Origin of the sequence: Salmonella sp. HY31 (genome assembly GCF_042604575.1) — a bacterium.
Taxonomy (GTDB): domain Bacteria; phylum Pseudomonadota; class Gammaproteobacteria; order Enterobacterales; family Enterobacteriaceae; genus Salmonella; species Salmonella diarizonae.
This window is the reverse complement of sequence record NZ_CP170479.1, coordinates 3,156,148-3,174,511: the sequence shown is the minus strand read 5'-3', so window position 1 is coordinate 3,174,511 and position 18,364 is coordinate 3,156,148. Positions and strand designations below refer to the sequence as shown.

17 protein-coding genes and 1 pseudogene are annotated in these 18,364 nt (G+C 51.9%); 7 read left to right on the top strand and 11 right to left on the bottom strand.

Annotated features, from left to right (window positions below):
* Positions 1-101: 101 nt before the first annotated feature.
* Positions 102-1,460, top strand: a complete 1,359-nt coding sequence (rhlE, locus tag ACE15A_RS15065) for an ATP-dependent RNA helicase RhlE (RefSeq protein WP_053510079.1) — start codon at positions 102-104, stop codon at positions 1,458-1,460.
* A 3-nt stretch (positions 1,461-1,463) separates the two neighbouring features.
* On the opposite strand, the gene ACE15A_RS15060 is transcribed toward rhlE, so the two are convergent.
* Positions 1,464-1,595 carry a hypothetical protein gene (locus ACE15A_RS15060; protein ID WP_254893416.1) on the bottom strand — a complete coding sequence of 44 codons (132 nt, stop codon included), beginning with the start codon at positions 1,593-1,595 and terminating at the stop codon, positions 1,464-1,466.
* A 68-nt stretch (positions 1,596-1,663) separates the two neighbouring features.
* On the opposite strand from ACE15A_RS15060, the gene dinG reads away from it, so the two are divergent.
* Both dinG and ybiB read left to right on the top strand, forming a co-directional pair.
* Complete coding sequence (dinG, locus tag ACE15A_RS15055) at positions 1,664-3,808, top strand: ATP-dependent DNA helicase DinG (protein ID WP_064055746.1); 2,145 nt, start codon at positions 1,664-1,666, stop codon at positions 3,806-3,808.
* A gap of 29 nt (positions 3,809-3,837) precedes the next feature.
* Positions 3,838-4,812 carry a DNA-binding protein YbiB gene (gene ybiB / locus ACE15A_RS15050; protein WP_053510075.1) on the top strand — a complete coding sequence of 325 codons (975 nt, stop codon included), beginning with the start codon at positions 3,838-3,840 and terminating at the stop codon, positions 4,810-4,812.
* 155 nt (positions 4,813-4,967) lie between these two features.
* Here the strand turns inward: ybiB and ybiJ are convergent, their stop codons facing one another.
* On the bottom strand, positions 4,968-5,228 hold the full coding sequence (gene ybiJ, locus ACE15A_RS15045; protein WP_053510073.1) for a DUF1471 family protein YbiJ: 261 nt from the start codon (positions 5,226-5,228) through the stop codon (positions 4,968-4,970).
* Positions 5,229-5,512: 284 nt separating this feature from the next.
* Entirely contained in the window at positions 5,513-5,779 is a 267-nt protein-coding gene (locus ACE15A_RS15040) for a DksA/TraR family C4-type zinc finger protein (protein WP_053510071.1), read from the bottom strand.
* Between the two features lie 204 nt (positions 5,780-5,983).
* Between ACE15A_RS15040 and rlmF the strand changes: the two are divergent.
* Positions 5,984-6,909: pseudogene (rlmF, locus tag ACE15A_RS15035) on the top strand (23S rRNA (adenine(1618)-N(6))-methyltransferase RlmF).
* Here the strand turns inward: rlmF and ybiO are convergent.
* From ybiO to rhtA, 6 genes are all read right to left on the bottom strand, one after another.
* On the bottom strand, positions 6,906-9,128 hold the full coding sequence (ybiO, locus tag ACE15A_RS15030; RefSeq protein ID WP_053510069.1) for a mechanosensitive channel protein: 2,223 nt from the start codon (positions 9,126-9,128) through the stop codon (positions 6,906-6,908). The pseudogene rlmF and the gene ybiO sit on opposite strands and share 4 nt — an antisense overlap.
* Positions 9,129-9,246: 118 nt before the next feature.
* Positions 9,247-9,969 (bottom strand): glutamine ABC transporter ATP-binding protein GlnQ, encoded by a 723-nt coding sequence (gene glnQ, locus ACE15A_RS15025; RefSeq protein ID WP_023246504.1) that lies wholly within the window; start codon positions 9,967-9,969, stop codon positions 9,247-9,249.
* A complete protein-coding gene (glnP, locus tag ACE15A_RS15020) occupies positions 9,966-10,625 on the bottom strand; it encodes a glutamine ABC transporter permease GlnP (RefSeq protein ID WP_001159076.1) in 660 nt (219 codons plus the stop codon). Before glnP ends, glnQ begins: the two co-directional genes overlap by 4 nt.
* A gap of 144 nt (positions 10,626-10,769) precedes the next feature.
* Positions 10,770-11,516, bottom strand: coding sequence for a glutamine ABC transporter substrate-binding protein GlnH (glnH, locus tag ACE15A_RS15015; protein ID WP_000838670.1), 747 nt, complete (start codon positions 11,514-11,516; stop codon positions 10,770-10,772).
* A 476-nt stretch (positions 11,517-11,992) separates the two neighbouring features.
* On the bottom strand, positions 11,993-12,496 hold the full coding sequence (gene dps, locus ACE15A_RS15010) for a DNA starvation/stationary phase protection protein Dps (RefSeq protein WP_000100805.1): 504 nt from the start codon (positions 12,494-12,496) through the stop codon (positions 11,993-11,995).
* 300 nt (positions 12,497-12,796) lie between these two features.
* Positions 12,797-13,684: a threonine/homoserine exporter RhtA gene (gene rhtA, locus ACE15A_RS15005; RefSeq protein ID WP_023246505.1), complete on the bottom strand. Its 888-nt coding sequence runs from the start codon at positions 13,682-13,684 to the stop codon at positions 12,797-12,799.
* 352 nt (positions 13,685-14,036) lie between these two features.
* Here rhtA and ompX point away from each other — a divergent pair, with 352 nt between their 5' ends.
* Positions 14,037-14,552: an outer membrane protein OmpX gene (ompX, locus tag ACE15A_RS15000; protein WP_023246506.1), complete on the top strand. Its 516-nt coding sequence runs from the start codon at positions 14,037-14,039 to the stop codon at positions 14,550-14,552.
* Between the two features lie 62 nt (positions 14,553-14,614).
* On the opposite strand, the gene ACE15A_RS14995 is transcribed toward ompX, so the two are convergent.
* The gene (locus ACE15A_RS14995) at positions 14,615-16,195 is read right to left on the bottom strand and encodes a phosphoethanolamine transferase (RefSeq protein WP_053510068.1); all 1,581 of its coding nucleotides are present in this window, start codon (positions 16,193-16,195) and stop codon (positions 14,615-14,617) included.
* Positions 16,196-16,459: 264 nt separating this feature from the next.
* Positions 16,460-16,588 carry a manganase accumulation protein MntS gene (gene mntS, locus ACE15A_RS14990; RefSeq protein ID WP_023246508.1) on the bottom strand — a complete coding sequence of 43 codons (129 nt, stop codon included), beginning with the start codon at positions 16,586-16,588 and terminating at the stop codon, positions 16,460-16,462.
* A gap of 185 nt (positions 16,589-16,773) precedes the next feature.
* Between mntS and mntR the strand changes: the two genes are divergently transcribed.
* Both mntR and ACE15A_RS14980 read left to right on the top strand, forming a co-directional pair.
* The gene (gene mntR, locus ACE15A_RS14985; RefSeq protein WP_023246509.1) at positions 16,774-17,247 is read left to right on the top strand and encodes a manganese-binding transcriptional regulator MntR; all 474 of its coding nucleotides are present in this window, start codon (positions 16,774-16,776) and stop codon (positions 17,245-17,247) included.
* Positions 17,244-18,356, top strand: a complete 1,113-nt coding sequence (locus ACE15A_RS14980) for an anion transporter (RefSeq protein WP_053510066.1) — start codon at positions 17,244-17,246, stop codon at positions 18,354-18,356. The genes mntR and ACE15A_RS14980 overlap by 4 nt, the downstream gene beginning before the upstream one ends.
* Positions 18,357-18,364 lie beyond the last annotated feature (8 nt).

The following is an 18,364-nucleotide window of genomic DNA, read 5'->3' as shown; positions in this document are numbered from 1 at the left end:
CTACACTCCGCCCCTTCATGACATTGTGGTTTTTGTCATTCCAAATTTGAGCATCTCCCTGAAAACTACACCGGTAACGGTCGGGGCGGTCCGGAGTAGTTATGTCTTTTGATTCCCTGGGATTAAACCCTGATATCCTGCGCGCCATTGCCGAGCAGGGTTACCGTGAACCTACCCCTATTCAGCAGCAGGCGATTCCCGCCGTGCTGGAAGGCCGCGATCTGATGGCCAGCGCCCAGACCGGGACCGGTAAAACGGCGGGCTTTACCTTGCCATTGTTGCAGCATCTGATTACCCATCAGCCGCACGCTAAAGGTCGTCGCCCGGTGCGTGCGTTGATCCTCACGCCAACCCGCGAGCTGGCGGCGCAAATTGGCGAAAATGTCAGAGATTACAGTAAATATCTCAACATTCGCTCGCTGGTGGTATTTGGCGGCGTAAGCATCAATCCGCAGATGATGAAACTGCGCGGCGGGGTGGATGTGCTGGTGGCGACGCCGGGACGTCTGCTTGATCTGGAACATCAAAATGCCGTGAAGCTGGATCAGATTGAGATTCTGGTACTGGATGAAGCCGACCGTATGCTGGATATGGGCTTCATTCACGACATTCGTCGCGTGCTGGCGAAACTGCCGTCAAAACGCCAGAACCTGTTGTTCTCCGCCACTTTCTCCGACGACATCAAAGCGCTCGCCGAAAAGCTGTTGCACAACCCGCTGGAAATCGAAGTGGCGCGCCGCAACACGGCCTCAGAGCAGGTGACGCAGCACGTGCACTTTGTGGATAAAAAACGTAAGCGCGAACTGTTGTCGCAAATGATTGGCCAGGGCAACTGGCAGCAGGTGTTGGTCTTCACCCGCACCAAACATGGCGCGAACCATCTGGCGGAACAGCTTAATAAAGACGGTATTCGCAGCGCGGCGATCCACGGTAATAAATCGCAGGGCGCACGTACCCGTGCGCTGGCCGATTTTAAATCCGGCGATATCCGCGTGCTGGTGGCGACGGATATTGCGGCGCGTGGCCTGGATATTGAAGAACTGCCGCACGTGGTCAACTATGAACTGCCGAACGTGCCGGAAGATTATGTACACCGTATTGGCCGTACCGGTCGCGCGGCGGCAACCGGCGAGGCGCTGTCGCTGGTCTGTGTTGACGAACATAAGCTGTTGCGTGATATCGAAAAGTTGCTGAAAAAAGAGATCCCACGCATTACGACGCCGGGCTATGAGCCGGACCCGTCGATTAAAGCGGAGCCGATTCAGAATGGTCGTCAGCAGCGCGGCGGCGGTCGTGGACGCGGTCAAAGTCAGGGGGGAGCGGGGCGCAGTCAGCAGCCGCGACGTCAGGATAGCGGGGCGGCGAAGGCGAAACCAAAACCGCGCACAGGCGAGGGGAAACCCGCTGGCGACAAAGCACGTCCGCCGCGTCGCCCGCGCAGAATCACGCCTGCCCAGTAAATTTTATCCGGCAACATGCCCGGTGGCGCAACGCTTACCGGGCCTGCGTAATACGCGGCGTAGGCGGATAAGGCGCTTGCCGCCGCCATCCGGCAGATTAAAGCGGCATTGTGAGCCGTATTCCAGAACCGGCAAAAAAGGTACTTCCCGCCCCTGAAATGTGACACAATAGTGGCTATTTATACAGTACTTCAGGTTTTCTCATGGCATTGACCGCTGCGCTGAAAGCGCAAATCGCCGCCTGGTATAAGGCGCTTCAGGAACAGATTCCCGACTTTATTCCCCGTGCGCCGCAGCGGCAGATGATTGCTGACGTTGCCAGAACGCTGGCCGGGGAAGAAGGGAGACATCTGGCTATTGAAGCGCCGACCGGCGTCGGGAAAACCCTTTCCTATCTTATTCCCGGTATCGCCATTGCCCGGGAAGAGCAAAAAACGCTGGTGGTCAGTACCGCTAACGTGGCGTTACAGGATCAGATCTTTAGCAAAGATTTGCCGCTGCTACGAAAAATCATCCCCGATCTGCGCTTTACCGCCGCCTTTGGCCGCGGGCGTTACGTGTGTCCGCGAAACCTGGCGGCGCTCGCCAGTAGCGAGCCTACGCAGCAGGATCTGCTCGCCTTTCTTGATGACGAACTGACGCCTAACAATCAGGAAGAACAAAAGCGCTGCGCCAGGCTGAAAGGGGATCTTGACGGTTATAAATGGGATGGTCTGCGGGATCATACCGACATTGCTATTGCCGACGATCTGTGGCGGCGATTAAGTACCGATAAAGCCAGTTGTCTGAACCGCAACTGTCACTATTACCGCGAATGTCCATTCTTTGTCGCCCGACGTGAAATACAGGAAGCAGAAGTCGTGGTGGCGAATCACGCGTTGGTAATGGCGGCGATGGAAAGCGAAGCCGTACTACCGGAACCAAAGCATCTGCTGTTAGTACTGGATGAAGGTCATCATCTGCCCGATGTCGCTCGCGACGCGCTGGAGATGAGCGCGGAAATTACCGCCTCCTGGTATCGCCTGCAACTGGATCTGTTCAGCAAACTGGTGGCGACCTGCATGGAGCAATTTCGTCCTAAAACCACGCCGCCGTTAGCGAACCCTGAGCGACTTAACGCCCATTGTGAGGAGGTATACGAACTGATCGCCTCGCTCAATGCCATTCTTAATCTGTATATGCCCGCAGCGCAGGAGGCGGAGCACCGTTTTGCAATGGGCGAGTTGCCAGATGAGGTCATGGAAATCTGCCAGCGGCTGGCGAAGTTGACCGAAACGCTGCGTGGGCTGGCGGAATCCTTTCTCAACGATCTCAGCGAAAAAACCGGGTCGCACGATATTGTGCGTTTGCATCGGGTGATTTTACAGATGAACCGGGCGCTGGGAATGTTCGAGGCGCAAAGTAAATTATGGCGGCTGGCTTCGATGGCGCAGTCTTCAGGCGCGCCGGTGTCCAAATGGGCGACGCGCGAAATACGCGAAGGGCAGCTCCACGTCTGGTTCCATTGTGTCGGTATCCGCGTCAGCGATCAGCTGGAAAGATTGTTATGGCGCAGCGTACCGCACATTATTGTCACCTCGGCGACGCTGCGCTCGCTTAATAGCTTTTCGCGCCTGCAAGAAATGAGCGGCTTAAAAGAAAAAGCCGGCGACCGCTTTGTGGCGCTGGATTCGCCGTTTAATCATGTGGAGCAGGGGAAACTGGTGATTCCTCAAATGCGCTACGAACCCACCATTGATAACGAAGAACAGCATATTGCCGAAATGGCGGCCTATTTTCGCGAGCAACTGGAGAGCAAAAAACATCATGGTATGCTGGTGCTATTCGCCAGCGGGCGGGCGATGCAGCGTTTTCTGGAGCATGTCGCTGATGTGCGCTTACTCCTCTTAGTCCAGGGTGATCAGCCGCGTTACCGGCTGGTGGAGCTGCACCGTAAACGGGTGGAGAACGGCGAACGCAGCGTGCTGGTTGGGCTTCAGTCTTTTGCCGAAGGGCTGGATCTTAAAGGCGAGCTACTGACGCAGGTCCATATCCATAAAATTGCCTTCCCGCCGATCGACAGCCCGGTCGTGATCACTGAAGGCGAATGGCTAAAAAGCCTGAATCGTTATCCGTTTGAGGTACAAAGCTTACCAAGCGCGTCTTTTAATTTAATTCAGCAGGTAGGGCGATTGATCCGTAGCCACGCCTGTCGGGGAGAAGTGGTCATTTATGATAAGCGTTTGTTGACCAAAAACTACGGACAGCGTTTATTGAATGCCTTACCTGTTTTTCCGATAGAGCAGCCTGCCGTGCCAGACGTTATAGTAAAACCAAAAGCAAAACCTGCACGCCGCCGACGGCGTTAATGCTGTGAGCACACTTTAAGGAGCTTTCAATGGATTATCGCAAGATCATCAAAGAGATCGGGCGAGGTAAAAATCACGCCCGCGATCTGGATCTGGATACCGCGCGCGGTTTGTATACCCGAATACTGAATGGCGACGTCCCCGACCTGGAAATGGGCAGCATATTGATGGCGCTGCGTATTAAAGGCGAAGGCGGAGCCGAAATGCTGGGCTTTTATGAAGCCATGCAGAATCATACCATCAAACTGACACCGCCTGCGGATAAGCCGCTGCCGATTGTTATTCCCAGCTATAACGGCGCGCGTAAACAGGCGAATTTAACGCCGCTGCTGGCCATCCTGCTGCATAAGTTGGGCTTTCCAGTCGTAGTGCACGGCGTCAGTGAAGATCCGACCCGCGTACTGACGGAAACTCTATTTGAGCTGATGGGGATTGTACCCACCCTACACGGCGGACAAGCGCAGGCCAAACTGGACGGACACCAGCCGGTGTTTATCCCGGTGAGCGCGCTCTGCCCGCCGCTGGAAAAACAGTTGGCGATGCGCTGGCGGATGGGCGTGCGCAACAGCGCGCATTCACTGGCCAAACTGGCGACGCCGTTTGCTGAGGATGCCGCGCTGCGTTTATCAAGCGTTTCTCATCCTGAATATGTACCGCGTGTGGCGACCTTTTTTAGCCGCATTGGCGGGCGGGCTTTGCTGATGCATGGCACCGAAGGCGAAGTCTATGCCAACCCGCAACGCTGTCCGCAAATCAGCCTGATTGATAGCCGCGGCGTGCAGGTACTACATGAGCGTCAGAGCGACACGCACGACGAGCCGTTTTCACTGCCTGCGAATAAAGATCCTGAAATCACCGCGCGCTGGATTGAGCGCTGCGTTGCCGGACGCGAGCCGGTGCCGCAATCATTAAAAACGCAAATGGCCTGTTGTCTGGTTGCGACGGGAGAGGCGGCGACGTTAGAAGACGGGCTTGCGCGAGTCGAACAGACTTTTAGCGAATAAAAAAAGCCCGTCCAGTGGCGGACGGGCAAATAAGGGTAACAAACAGGGTTAATGAGGGTTGGAGCAGTGGGTCTGTTGGCAAGCAGACGAAGGTAATACCCGTCAGAATCCAAACAACAGCGATGTTACAGCCTGAAATCTGGCGGGCAGGTAAATCATTTATAAATCACCGCAGTACCGCTCATTTTGGCATTACCCACGGCGGAGGTGATGTTATAAGCGCTTGCGCCAGCAGCAGCGGCTTTTTCGGCCAGTTTAGCCTCCAGGCCATCCAGCGTGGTGGCGCCGTCGGCAGAAACTACGCCGATTTTATGCAGGTTTTGCGTCTGAGACGCGCTAACCGGTTCTGCGGCAAAAGCGCCAAAAGAAAGGGTGGAAAGCGCGATGGCTGCAACAGCATATTTAATGGTTTTCATGGTTCATCTCTCGCAGGTTATTCTGTTTATGGGACGTTGTTTCGTCGATGTGATGAGTATCACGGTTTTTTGCGAAAGATAAAATCGAATAGAATTGACGTCCTTGCTCAAAATTTTTGAATGACAAATAACCTATTGATTATTAATTAATTCAACGGTGGAATTTACCGTTCTTGTCATCTGGCTTTACAGAGCCGAGGTTAACGGCACATTCTGCGATGCAGAACGCTAAAAAGCATGAGCGTAAAGGAATGGATAATACTGGCGGTTTAGGTAAAGAAAGGTTAGCGTAACTGGCTGTCTTTTGAACCTCTGCGATTATATCCTGAAAATGTTGCGTTATGTAAATCTTTCTCCTGCTGGCAGGATAGACATAACCGAACGCCCGGTACGGCTTTACGCCGCGCTTCAGGGATAGGGTCGCCGCAAGATTCGCATTCATCGAGACTTTCGCCGTGCGGAAGTTCGCCGCGAGCGCGGGCAACGGCATCTTCAATGGTATTGTTGATTTGTTCATTCACTGCGTCGTCATTTGCCCAGCCGGATGCCATCACGCTCTCCTGATTGTAGGGTGCCTGAGGTTAAGTGTAGCGCCGTCAGGCGAAAAAATCGCATCGCACGACCTTTTCAGACCATGAGCAGAGCCAATGATATTCAGGTATCCGATAAATCGAGCGAGACAGGGAATTCGCGGTGGTATATTTACCCCGTGGCGTTATACGGGTATCTTACGCCGCTGCTAAAAGGAGAATGCCATGTCCGCCCAGAAACCGGGTTACACCCGCGCAACCGCCATCAACACCGTTATGATCTCGCCGCACTGTGTCAGACCACGCCGGAATTGACCTCCTTTCTTACCCGCACGCCCGCAGGTGAACAGAGCGTTGATTTTGCTAATCCGCAAGCGGTAAAAGCGCTCAATAAGGCATTGCTGGCGCATTTTTATGCCGTCACACACTGGGACATTCCTCAAGGGTTTTTATGTCCGCCGGTGCCTGGTCGTGCGGATTATATTCACCATCTGGCGGATCTGCTTGGTGAAACGACAGGGAGTATTCCGGCGCAGGCAACCATTCTGGACGTGGGCGTGGGCGCTAACTGTATTTATCCGCTTATTGGCGTACATGAATATGGCTGGCGATTTACCGGTAGTGAAGTCAGCGACGCAGCGATGTCCAGCGCGCAGGCTATCATTCAGGCAAATGCGGGGTTAAGCCGCGCGATTCGTCTGCGTCGGCAAAAAGATCCGGCGGCCATTTTTACCGGTATCATTCATAAAAATGAATCTTTTGACGCAACGCTTTGTAACCCGCCTTTTCACGACTCCGCCGCCGCAGCCCGCGCGGGCAGCGAGCGTAAGCGCCGCAATTTGGGGCAGAATAAAGATGATGCGCTGAACTTTGGCGGTCAACAGCAGGAGCTATGGTGTGAAGGCGGCGAAGTCGCTTTTATTAAAAAAATGATTGCTGAAAGCCAAGCCTTCCGCCGTCAGGTGTTGTGGTTTACGACGTTGGTGTCGCGTGGCGAGAATTTACCGCCGCTTTACCGGGCGTTGACGGAGGCTGGCGCGGTGAAAGTGGTGAAAAAAGAGATGGCCCAGGGGCAAAAGCAAAGCCGCTTTATTGCCTGGACCTTTATGGATGACGACCAGCGTCGCCGTTTTATCACCCGTAAACGCTAAATCGTCGGTTCGCGCGGCGGCAGAGAATCAGGCGACGGGCCGCCAGCGGGGGCGGGCAGAACCTGATACGTTTGTACCGGCGCGCGAACATTGGCCAGATCAAAATGCTTTTTCACCTGGCTATCAAGGGCAAAACGCACCGTCCACTGCTTGAGCGGTAGGGTGGTGAACGATACGCGTAAAGTAAACGCCGTGTTCGTTAAACCGACAATACCGGCGAATGTGGGTTCACCGATAATCAGCCCGCGAATATCCTCCGTCTGCATCAGCGCCGTTACCGCGTCTTTCAGCGCCTGATTCGCTTTATCCGCATCCTCATGGCGATCCACGTCATAGTTGGCGACAACAGAGCCGATACCCCGCACAAAGTTGGCGAAAGTGGTGATCGAGGACCACGGGATAATATGGTATGCCCCGGTATCCTGCCGCACGCCGACGGAACGAATCGACATTCTTTCGACCGTCCCCGTCAGTGGGCCTATGGTGACTAAGTCGCCGGTATTCATCCCGTTTTCAAACTGGATAAAGACGCCGGTAATAATATCTTTCACCAGGGTTTGCGAACCGAAAGAGATCGCCAGACCTAACGCCCCCGCGCCAGCCAGCAATGGCGCGATATTGACGCCGATTTCCGATAACACGATCATGATGGTTATGGTGCTGATAATCACCGCCAGCGCATTGCGAAACAGCGTCAGCAGCGTGCGCGTGCGGGCGCTGGGCAGCGGGCGACCGTGAATATCGGAGGCCAGGCGATTCTCAATCAGACTGGCGAGAATCGTCCATCCCACGGCAGAGAAGAATAAGATTAACGCGATACGGATGAGGATATCGACCATCTTTTCCCCCGCGCCATAATGTAGCCAGTGCCAGAAATCGAATAGCCCCCAGGCGTTGAGCAACAGCATGACGGCGACGCAGACGGTCAGAAAGCGTGCGACTTTTAGCGCCGAGGAGAGCCAGCCGTTAAGCCGCTTTTGTAATTCCGGGTAATTGCGTTGCGTATGGGGCGACAGGGTGATGGTTTTCGCTATCCAGCGGGTAAACATACCGGAGATAAACGCCGCGATACCAATAATCGCCAGACTGCGGACGGTCGCGCCCATCATAAACTTCAGGCTATTGCCGGGATCGAATAACGAGAAGAAAAACAGCACGATAAAGTAAGCGCTGGCCAGCCAGTGCCACACCAGCGCGAAGGCGCGGATAAACAGACTAAAAAAGGCTAACGATCGTTCCGCCAGACTTAACAAATGCTGCGTAATCTCAGCTTTGTTTTTAAAGATCAGGTACAGCGCCCAGATAGTGATGCAGAGCATGATCGCCACATTAGCCATCGCGCCAACCTGAACATTCACCTGGTTGGAAATAATCGGAACGGCAACAATTAGCCCATAGCCAATCAAACTGCTAAGCGAACTCATACGGCGATTCCAGTAACGCGCTGTCGCGTCCTGAATCGTGAATGGACGTAATTCCGGTACATTAGGGCAAAAAATAAGCCGCAGAATCGCTTTAAAGAACTCTATCAGTGCGAAGGCATTCAGGAACAGGCTTTGCTGAAAAGCGATAGTTCGACTTCCGGCATGGAAATTATCACTGAGCATCTGACCGATAAATAATGTGAGCGCCAGTAGCAGGAGGTCGATAATAAACGCGCCGACGATCATCGCCGGGAGCTGTAGCCAGTTGCTGCGTTCACGGTTTTTCTTGCGCGCCCACAGACCCATTTTTCGATATAACGGCAGGGCGCAAAGCCGTATCACGCTATAAAAACCAAATACTGCGACTGCCAGAAATAAAAAGTGGGTTAACGCATTAGTGAAGGTCTGCGAGTTAAACGGCTTGTGCGGTGCATCGGTGATGTTGCGATAAAGCTGGGCGAAACGGGTGGCGAAAGCGTCGCCGTACTGGCGGGTGATGGTGGTGACGTTCTCCAGTACCGTTTTCTCATCTTTGGCCGCAGGCGGCGCAAGCGCTGGCGCCGGTTCGGTCGGCGGCGTGGTTGAGGCTTCGCGTAGTTGCGCTATCAATTCGTTACGTGAAGCCTCGTTTTCCAGTACGTCAGCCAGGGCCGCATAGGCCGCTTTTTTTTGTTCAGGGCTGGGCTCTGGTGTTGTTTGCTGGCTGGTTGATGTCCCTGTGGTCACGCCGGGTATGGTGACCGCATGGGCAGGCGCGCCCAGTAGACAAAACAGGATGAACAGGGTCCACCGCATGACTCCTCCAGTGAGAAAAGAGACGCAAAACACTAAGTATAGATGGCACAGGGGAGGGAAAATGAAATGGGACTATTCCATGATGCCCTGCCTGCCACAGGGCAGGAAGGGCGATATCTCAGGAGACGTGCTGTAAAAATTCCTGTAAACGTGGGCTTGGCGGGTTTTCGATCAACGCCTGCGGACTGCCATCTTCGGCAATACGGCCTTTATCGATGAAAATCAGCCGTGAGGCGACTTTTTCGGCAAAGCCGATTTCGTGAGTGACAATGACCATGGTCATGCCTTCTTCCGCCAGATCCTGCATTACTTTCAGCACTTCATGGCGCAGTTCAGGGTCCAGAGCGGAGGTTGGCTCGTCAAATAGCATCATTTTTGGCTTCACTGCCAGCGCTCGGGCAATGGCGACGCGCTGTTGTTGACCGCCGGAAAGCTCGGAGGGATAGTGGTGCGCCCGTTCCGCCAGTCCAACTTTCGCTAACAGTGCTTTCGCCTGTTTTTCCGCTTCTTCTTTCTTCGCGCCACGCACGCGCAAAGGGCCGAACATAACGTTTTCGAGCGCAGTCAGATGCGGGAACAGATAAAACTGTTGAAACACCATGCCGGCTTCCTGGCGAATCAGCCGTTCGTCTACTTTAGGATCGTTGACTTTCAGACCATCGACAATCAGATCGCCGGAGGTGATCTCTTCCAGTTTGTTGATACAGCGTAATAACGTGGATTTACCCGAACCGGAAGGGCCGATGATCACAACCACTTCGCCCTGACGGATGTTTAAATCAATGTTATGCAGCACCTGGGTGGGGCCAAAGTGCTTGGAGACGTTTTTAAATTCAATCACAGGATTTTCATCCTTCTTTCAAGACGACGCAAAATAAAGCTCAGCACCAGCGTAATGATCAAATAGAAGACGGCCACGGCGCTCCAGATTTCCAGGGCGCGAAAGTTACCGGCAATAATTTCCTGGCCCTGACGGGTCAGTTCGGCTACGCCGATAACAATAAACAACGAGGTGTCTTTGATGCTAATGATCCACTGGTTGCCCAGCGGCGGCAGCATACGGCGCAGAGCAAGCGGTAAAATAACATGGCGGATGGTTTCCCGACGAGAAAGGCCCAGCGCCAGGCCCGCTTCGCGAAAACCTTTGTGAATGGATAGTACTGCGCCGCGAGTAATTTCCGCGATATAAGCGCCGGAATTAATCATAATTGTCACGACCGCTGCGCTGAATGGATCAATACGCAAATCATTAAATGCCATCGGCAGCGCAAAGTAGATAAACATCACCTGGACAACGATGGGCGTCCCGCGAATAATTTCAATGAAAACCAGGGCGATGTGGTTGGCGAACCAACCTCCAAACGTACGGGCAAAACCTGCCGCCAGTCCAATAACCAGGCCGCCAGCCAGACCGAGGACCGAGATCCACAGGGTCATTTTAGCGCCCTCAAGCAAAAGCGGAATGGCGGGCCAGATGGCGCTCCAGTCAAACTGCATATGTTGTTCCTGTTACCGTGGTGTAAATAGTCAAATGCTCTATCCGACGCGATATGGAGTGAAAGTGTCTTACCCGTCACGGAAAAGAGCCGTAGGCCCGGTGAGCGTCCTCACTACCGGGCCACAAGCCAACATCAGGCCGTTTTATTTAGGTTCTGTACCGAACCATTTTTTGTAGATTTCGTTATAGGTGCCATTCTCACGCAGCGTTTTCAGCGCACCGTTGACCTTCTCGCGCAGTTCATCGCTACCTTTCGGGAAGGCAATTCCGTATTGCTGTGCTTCCAGCGATTCGCCTACCGGCTTGAACTGTCCGTTGCCTGCGGTTTTGATAAAGTACAGGATGTTCGGCGTATCGTGCAGAACGGCGTCTGCGCGGTTGGTGCCTAATTCCATATACGCGTTATCAATGTTCGGGAACTGACGCAGGTCTTTGGTTTTGATATTTGCTTTCGCGTAATCCACCGACCCGGTCCCGCTCTTCACGGCAACGACTTTGCCATCCAGGTCTTTAACGCTTTTAATGTCGTTATTGTTGGCTTTAACCATCACGAGCAGACCGCTTTTGTAATAGCCATCGGAAAAGTCGATCGCTTTTTTACGTTCGTCTGTAATCGTAATACCCGCCAGCGCCAGATCGATATTTTTGGTTTGTAACGCCGGAATAATGCCGCTGAAATCCATCGGTTTCAGGGTGTAGTCCAGCTTCAGTTCTTTCGCGATAGCGGCCCACAGATCAACATCAAAGCCAACGTATTTGTCGCCCTGTTTAAATTCAAACGGCACGAACGCCGTATCGGTTGCCACAACGAGTTTTTTATCCGCGGCATGAGAGGACACCGCAAAAGCCAGGGTAAGTGCAGCCAGTGAAACTTTTAATAGAGACTTCATAGCATTTCCTTTTCTATCCATAGGGCGATCCCCTGCGAGAACATTTAGCGTAATGAAAAAATCATGCCAATTCTGTAACCCATTGTTTTAACAGAAGCATGAATCATTCCTGTGCACAATAAGTCGGGCAAAACCAGTATATTGCACCGTTTTGGGGCACTGATTTAGTGCATGAATAACAGCGTAGAAACACAGGGTCTATTTAGCGTAAAAATTGTTGTTAAAACAATCTTTAGTTAACGATTGTGTGAGGTAATTATTACAAATAATTCACTTTTGCTGGAGGGGAGTACAAGAAGTGTGCACTATTTAAGTGCAAAACCCCTGTGCCTGGCAGGGGTATAGGGATTACTTATCTACCCGTAGACATCAAGTTGCAGGTGCGTTCGCCCCAGTCATTGACGGAAGTCAAGCTCCCGGGGATTCGCTGCGTTTGTACCTTCCTGCAACTCGAATTATTCAGGGTAGAGATAGGTTTATTCGATGTTGGATTCGATAAACCACAGGAATTTATCGAGGTCGCGTGATGCGGCGGTAAAGATATCGGCAGTGTCTTCATCTTTGGCTTCACCGATAGCTTTGCGAACATCATTAGCTACAACGGCGTAACGATCGGCCAGTTCTTTTAAGTGATCCTGCACATTATGAATGTCGAGCGGATAGCTTTTCAGCGGGGTTTTGCTGTTGATAACTTGCGTAGTGCCTAACGCCACGCCGCCAAGCTGTACAGCGCGCTCGGCCATAGTATCCAGATGATCGGTCAGCGCAGTACGGAAGCCATCCAGCATCTCATGTACGGCAATAAAGTTAGCACCGCGCATGTTCCAGTGGGCCTGTTTTGTGATCAGCGACAGGTCAATGAACTGGATCACCTGACGATTAAGCAACTCAACCGTCGCTTTTTTATCGCTCTCTGATACATCGTTACGGGTATAAAGCAGATTAGACGCTTTTGTTTTTACCAGTTTAGCGGTACTCATAATCTCATATCCTCTTGATGTTTGTGTCCCAGGTAATTAACGAAAGTAAGTATAGCACCGGTTTTTCACTTTGCTTTTCTGAATTTACCTATCACTTTAATAGTACAGACAAGGTTTAATATTTATTCTAATTTTAAATCAATGGGTTATGTTAAGGTGTTGTTTGGTGGGTAATAATTCTCATTTTAATGTAAAAATGAGAAAAATATGACAAAAAATGACGAAGTAATAGAGCGATAATAAACGGTGAATAATGAGGTGATATTCTGCATGATTATGCATATCATGCAGAATAAGAAACTATTTTACTTCAATCTGTTTAATTTGCGGTTCGCGTCGAATCGTTAGGGTAGACCCCATAGAGGCGGCAATGATGGCACACAGGGCCATCATTTGTACGCCCGTAAGCGTTTCGCCCAGAAAAATCATTCCGGAAACGGCGGCAAGCGCGGGTTCCATGCTCATCAGCGTACCGAAAGTGCGGGTTGGCAGCCGCGTCAGTGCAATCATTTCCAGTGAATAAGGTAGCGCCGTAGAAAGTACAGCTACCGCTAACCCTAAGGGAAGAATCGACCAGTGCCATAGCGCGTCGCCAGCCTGAACTGCGCCAATCGGCACGAAAATGAGGGCTGCAATCAGCGAGCCTACCGCTACCGTGGCCGGACCATGTTCCGCGCCTGCCCGCTGGCCGGTAAGAATATAGACAGCCCAGCACGCGCCAGCGCCGAGCGCTAACGCCGCCCCGGTAAGATCAACGTGAGACACATCTTGTCCTAATGGCAGCAGAAACCACAGTCCAAGCACCGCCAGTACGACCCAAATAAAATCTACCGGCCGCCGGGATGAAAACAGCGCGACCGCCAGAGGACCGGTGAACTCCAGCGCGACTGCAATACCTAACGGCACCGTCTGAATCGACAGATAGAATAGATAGTTCATCCCGCCCAGCGACAGACCATAAAACAGTAAAGGCAGCCGCTGTTCTTTGGCAAAACGCAAGCGCCAGGGTTTGAAAAAGGCGATAAGGATAAGCGTTCCCAGCGCCAGACGAAGCGCCGTTACGCCCGGCGCGCCGACAAGAGGAAATAACGATTTTGCCAGTGAAGCGCCACTCTGAATAGAAGACATGGCAATGAGCAAAACCAAAATGGGCAACCAGACTGGTAATTTACGTGTCGACCCCGGCATCCTTTCTCCTGTCAAAAAATGTCAGTACGAGTAAAAGTGGCAGTGTAATGGAAATTCCCCAGGGTAGTTCAGGATTCGTTGAAAAAAATTTCCAGGATTCCATAAAATGAACTTTAATTGATGGATAAATAGACTGATAGTTTAGGAATAATCTGGATGAATGTATCGCGCCGCACGCGCATTATTGGTGCAATCAACCGGAAAAGTGATGTTAATTGAACAAGATAGCGCGGTATGGAAACGTTCTGTTACATGAAAGGCGCTCTTAGACACCGTGAATCGCAAAGAGTTTCCCATTAATTTTTGATATATTTAAAACTTAGGACTTACTTGAAGCACATTTGAGGTGGTTATGAAAAAAATTGCATGTCTTTCAGCACTGGCCGCTGTTCTGGCTTTTTCCGCAGGTACTGCAGTAGCTGCTACTTCTACCGTTACCGGTGGTTACGCTCAGAGCGATGCGCAGGGCGTAGCGAACAAAATGAACGGTTTTAACCTGAAGTATCGTTACGAGCAGGATAACAACCCGCTGGGCGTAATCGGTTCCTTCACCTACACCGAAAAAGATCGTACTAACGGTGCGGGCGATTACAACAAAGGTCAGTACTACGGCATCACTGCCGGCCCGGCTTATCGTCTGAACGATTGGGCGAGCATCTACGGTGTGGTCGGTGTGGGTTACGGTAAATTCCAGACTACCGACTACCCAACCTACAAACATGACACCAGCGATTATGGCTTCTCCTATGGCGCTGGTCTGCAATTCAACCCGATGGAAAATGTTGCGCTGGACTTCTCTTACGAGCAGAGCCGTATTCGTAGCGTTGACGTTGGCACCTGGATTGCTGGCGTGGGTTACCGCTTCTAATCATTTCGGTGAAAATGAAAAATCCGCCTTTCGGGGCGGATTTTTTTTGCCTGAAACATACATTATTTTAGTGAAAATATATCGGTGCCCAGATGGTTATAGTCCACTTTCTGTAATTTGAAATTGGTGATATAAACGGGCCCGGCTTTTTGTTCCGAAATAAACCGATAGCGATTTTTGATCTCTTTAGCGCTAATTCCCGTCCATTGCGAAAAAAAAGTCAGGAAATCGTTCGCGGAACGGCGAGCTTTAATGATCCTGTGCGCTTTACTGTCGCTGGATAACACCATAAACGGCACCTGGAAGTTTTGCTGGAATTTGTCGTCATGCGCCAGGTACTGTACCGCTTTGCCGCGTTCTTTAAACGCCAGCCCGTGATCGGAGAAATAGACGAGCGAAAAACTGTCGCCGCTATGACGAAGCTGAGTATAGAGCTGACGGAGCAAATCGTCGGTTTGCGTCATTGTGTATAAATAACAAGACGTCTCTTTCGACTGGACAAACGTCGCGTATTTTCCCTGAGTACGGTCGCAGGCCTGGGGATGTGACCCCATTAAATGCAACACAATCAACTGCGGTTGCGTGCGTTCTGTTGCCAATACCTGCGCCGTCATGGTTAACAGCGCGTCGTCGCGAGTATTTTTATCCGCTTCAAAATCGCCGTTTTTCAGGAAATGCGCTTCATCGGCGCGTTTGGCAATACTGGCGATGGCCGTGTCGTATTCGCCGATTTGCCCCTGATTGGAAAACCACCATGTCTGAAAACCGGCGCGGTTAGCCAGCGTGACGAAGTTATCCTGATACTGCGGTTTGTTATCCACCACGCGATTAAGCGTTAAACCGAGCGATTTTTGCGTTGAGCCGCTGGCGGCGATGTAATCCATAAAGAAGTCGCCATTCACATGGCTGGAGAAGGGGGTATTATCCCAGTGGCCGCCGAAAGCGCCCATCGCATCCCGTCGCGCGCTTTCACCAATCACCACGACATAGATGTGATATCTGGGTTTCACCGCAGTAACGGTCCAGCTATCTTTTATGTCGGATAACTGCGCCATACGGTGCTGCTCTTCAATGACTTCGTTGTTATTGACGATGACGTCTTTGGCGAAGCGAAAAACCGGATAGCCGGTATCAATAACCTTAAAAACGCCGCCCCAGGCCAGATTTTGTACCGGCGCGACGAAAAATGCCGCGACGCTAATCAGCAGACACAGGCTATCAAGGCTATTCCAGCGCGGCCTGACCTCTTCTTTTTGGCGGCGAAGCGCAATAATACCCAGCGCGAAAATAAAAAGCCCGGTCAGGTAGCTATACCACGGGAAGATGGTCAGGATTTCGCTTGACTCTTCCATATTGGTGGAGTGCAGCGCCAGCAGAGTATTAAAGTTCGGCGCGCCGTAAGCCTGGCCAAAGGGAAAATAGAAAGCGGCTACCAGCGAACAGATGCCGAGCAGTGCTTTTTGTCCGCGGGGCAGGTAGCGCCAGAGCAGCAGCAACAGGCAGGTAAACGCCGCAGTATAAAGCAAGCTAAAGGGGTAGCCGAGCGCGAGGTTAATCAGCAGCGACTGTAAAAAGTAGAGACCCGCCCACGGGCTTACAGCCCGACGACGGGCCAGAAGTGAATCGATAAGGGTTGAATTCATATGCCACTATTGCAAAAACGCCATGTGCTAACCCTGGCGCGAAGGGTCATTACCTGCCTGATTATGCGTAAAAAATGTATTGGGTTCGCAACGGCGAGTCGCAAAATATTCAGGGCTGCCAGAAGATAGAGCGTGTGGGTAAGAAGGTCAACCGCCGGAAAGAAAATGTTTTGCGAAGAGAATAACAAAACCACAAAAAAACAGGGGAAATGAGCGCCATTTCCGTTGAGGATGCAAAATAAGGCGGCGTACCGCGACGCCGCCTTATTTCGTGGAAGAGTTATCCTGCTCCGGTTTGCCGTTGATCATATCGCACAACATAGAGAGCAGCATTAACCGGACTTTAAAGGGAGAGTGACTGAACACGCGTATACACCTCTTAAATTCGTTCATATAAACCTCCTGATGTTTCTATCCCATCGATCCGTGAGGGATGTCTGCATTACATACAGATATAGCACAGGCTATGTTTTATAGCTATTGCTAAAACGTTAATTTTTTGTGCCCGGACAACTCTGGTTTACAATGAGCGCTCTGTCAGCTGACGCGTTAACGCGTCACAGAAACGAGGAAGCAAAATGAGTCGTCGCGCAGGTACGCCAACAACAAAAAAAGTGACGCAATTGGTGAACGTAGAAGAACACGTTGAAGGATTTCGTCAGGTCAGAGAGGCGCATCGCCGTGAGTTGATAGACGACTACGTTGAGCTGATTTCCGATTTAATTATTGAGGTAGGGGAAGCGCGTCAGGTGGATATGGCGGCGCGGCTCGGCGTGTCCCAGCCGACCGTGGCCAAAATGCTTAAACGCCTGGCATCGTTAGGATTTATTCAAATGATCCCCTGGCGCGGCGTTTTTCTGACGCCGGAAGGGGAGAAACTGGCGCAGGAAAGCCGCGAGCGGCATCAAATCGTCGAAAATTTTTTGCTGGTGTTAGGCGTAAGTCCGGAAATTGCGCGTCGTGATGCGGAAGGGATGGAACATCATGTCAGCCAGGAAACATTGGATGCCTTTTTGGCCTTCACGCAACAGCATGGAACGCCTGTAGAATGAATCTGGCTTTTTTACGGGCGCTGCGGCGAGACCGTTTTTTTCAGTTGTTGATCATTGTGGGTATTGCGTTAAGCCTGTTTGTTCCTTTTGCGCCTCGTGCCTGGCCTGACGCGATTGACTGGCACACCATTATTACCCTCAGTGGTTTGATGCTGCTCACCAAAGGCGTTGAGTTAAGCGGCTATTTTGATGTGCTGGGGCGCAAGATGACGCGCCGATTTCATACCGAGCGGCAACTGGCGATGTTCCTGGTGCTGGCTGCGGCGGCACTGTCGACCTTTCTGACAAACGATGTTGCGTTGTTTATCGTTGTGCCGCTGACGATAACGTTGAAAAAACTGTGCGCGATTCCGGTCAACCGATTGATTATTTTTGAAGCGTTGGCGGTGAACGCCGGTTCGCTGCTGACGCCTGTCGGTAATCCGCAAAATATTCTGTTGTGGGGACGCTCCGGCTTAACCTTTGCTGAATTTAGCGGGCAAATGGCGCCGCTTGCCGTCATGATGATGCTGACGTTACTGCTCTTGTGCTGGTTTTGTTTTCCGGGTAGGGCGTTACAGTACCATACCGGTACGCGTTCGCCGCAGTGGCAGCCCCGTCTGGTGTGGAGTTGCCTGGGATTATATATCGTTTTTCTTACCGCGCTGGAGTTCAGGCAAGACTTATGGGGACTGGTGTTGGTCGCGGTCGGGTTTATTGCGCTGGCGCGCAGGGTGATAGTCAGCGTGGACTGGACGCTGCTGCTGGTATTTATGGCGATGTTTATTGATGTCCATCTGCTGACGCAACTGCCTACGTTGCAGGGCGTTTTCAACCAGGTTGGCGCATTGTCTCACCTGGGACTTTGGCTAACCGCTATCGGCCTGTCGCAGGTTATCAGTAATGTGCCCAGTACCATTCTCCTGCTGAACTATGTACCGGCCTCGACGCTGCTGGCGTGGGCGGTGAATATCGGCGGTTTTGGTCTGCTGCCGGGGTCGCTGGCGAATCTTATTGCTTTACGAATGGCGAACGATCGCCGAATCTGGTGGCGATTTCATCTTTATTCGCTGCCGATGCTGGCATGGGCGGCGTTGGTGGGATATGGATTATTGCAACTGATGTCGTAAGAGAAGCC

Excerpts from the sequence above, each read along its gene's own strand:
- rhlE (WP_053510079.1), top strand. The coding sequence starts at position 102 with ATGTCTTTTGATTCCCTGGGATTAAACCCTGATATCCTGCGCGCCATT.
- dinG (WP_064055746.1), top strand. The coding sequence starts at position 1,664 with ATGGCATTGACCGCTGCGCTGAAAGCGCAAATCGCCGCCTGGTATAAG.
- ybiB (WP_053510075.1), top strand. The coding sequence starts at position 3,838 with ATGGATTATCGCAAGATCATCAAAGAGATCGGGCGAGGTAAAAATCAC.
- ybiJ (WP_053510073.1), bottom strand. The coding sequence starts at position 5,228 with ATGAAAACCATTAAATATGCTGTTGCAGCCATCGCGCTTTCCACCCTT.
- ACE15A_RS15040 (WP_053510071.1), bottom strand. The coding sequence starts at position 5,779 with ATGGCATCCGGCTGGGCAAATGACGACGCAGTGAATGAACAAATCAAC.
- ybiO (WP_053510069.1), bottom strand. The coding sequence starts at position 9,128 with ATGCGGTGGACCCTGTTCATCCTGTTTTGTCTACTGGGCGCGCCTGCC.
- glnP (WP_001159076.1), bottom strand. The coding sequence starts at position 10,625 with ATGCAGTTTGACTGGAGCGCCATCTGGCCCGCCATTCCGCTTTTGCTT.
- glnH (WP_000838670.1), bottom strand. The coding sequence starts at position 11,516 with ATGAAGTCTCTATTAAAAGTTTCACTGGCTGCACTTACCCTGGCTTTT.
- dps (WP_000100805.1), bottom strand. The coding sequence starts at position 12,496 with ATGAGTACCGCTAAACTGGTAAAAACAAAAGCGTCTAATCTGCTTTAT.
- rhtA (WP_023246505.1), bottom strand. The coding sequence starts at position 13,684 with ATGCCGGGGTCGACACGTAAATTACCAGTCTGGTTGCCCATTTTGGTT.
- ompX (WP_023246506.1), top strand. The coding sequence starts at position 14,037 with ATGAAAAAAATTGCATGTCTTTCAGCACTGGCCGCTGTTCTGGCTTTT.
- ACE15A_RS14995 (WP_053510068.1), bottom strand. The coding sequence starts at position 16,195 with ATGAATTCAACCCTTATCGATTCACTTCTGGCCCGTCGTCGGGCTGTA.
- mntS (WP_023246508.1), bottom strand. The coding sequence starts at position 16,588 with ATGAACGAATTTAAGAGGTGTATACGCGTGTTCAGTCACTCTCCCTTT.
- mntR (WP_023246509.1), top strand. The coding sequence starts at position 16,774 with ATGAGTCGTCGCGCAGGTACGCCAACAACAAAAAAAGTGACGCAATTG.
- ACE15A_RS14980 (WP_053510066.1), top strand. The coding sequence starts at position 17,244 with ATGAATCTGGCTTTTTTACGGGCGCTGCGGCGAGACCGTTTTTTTCAG.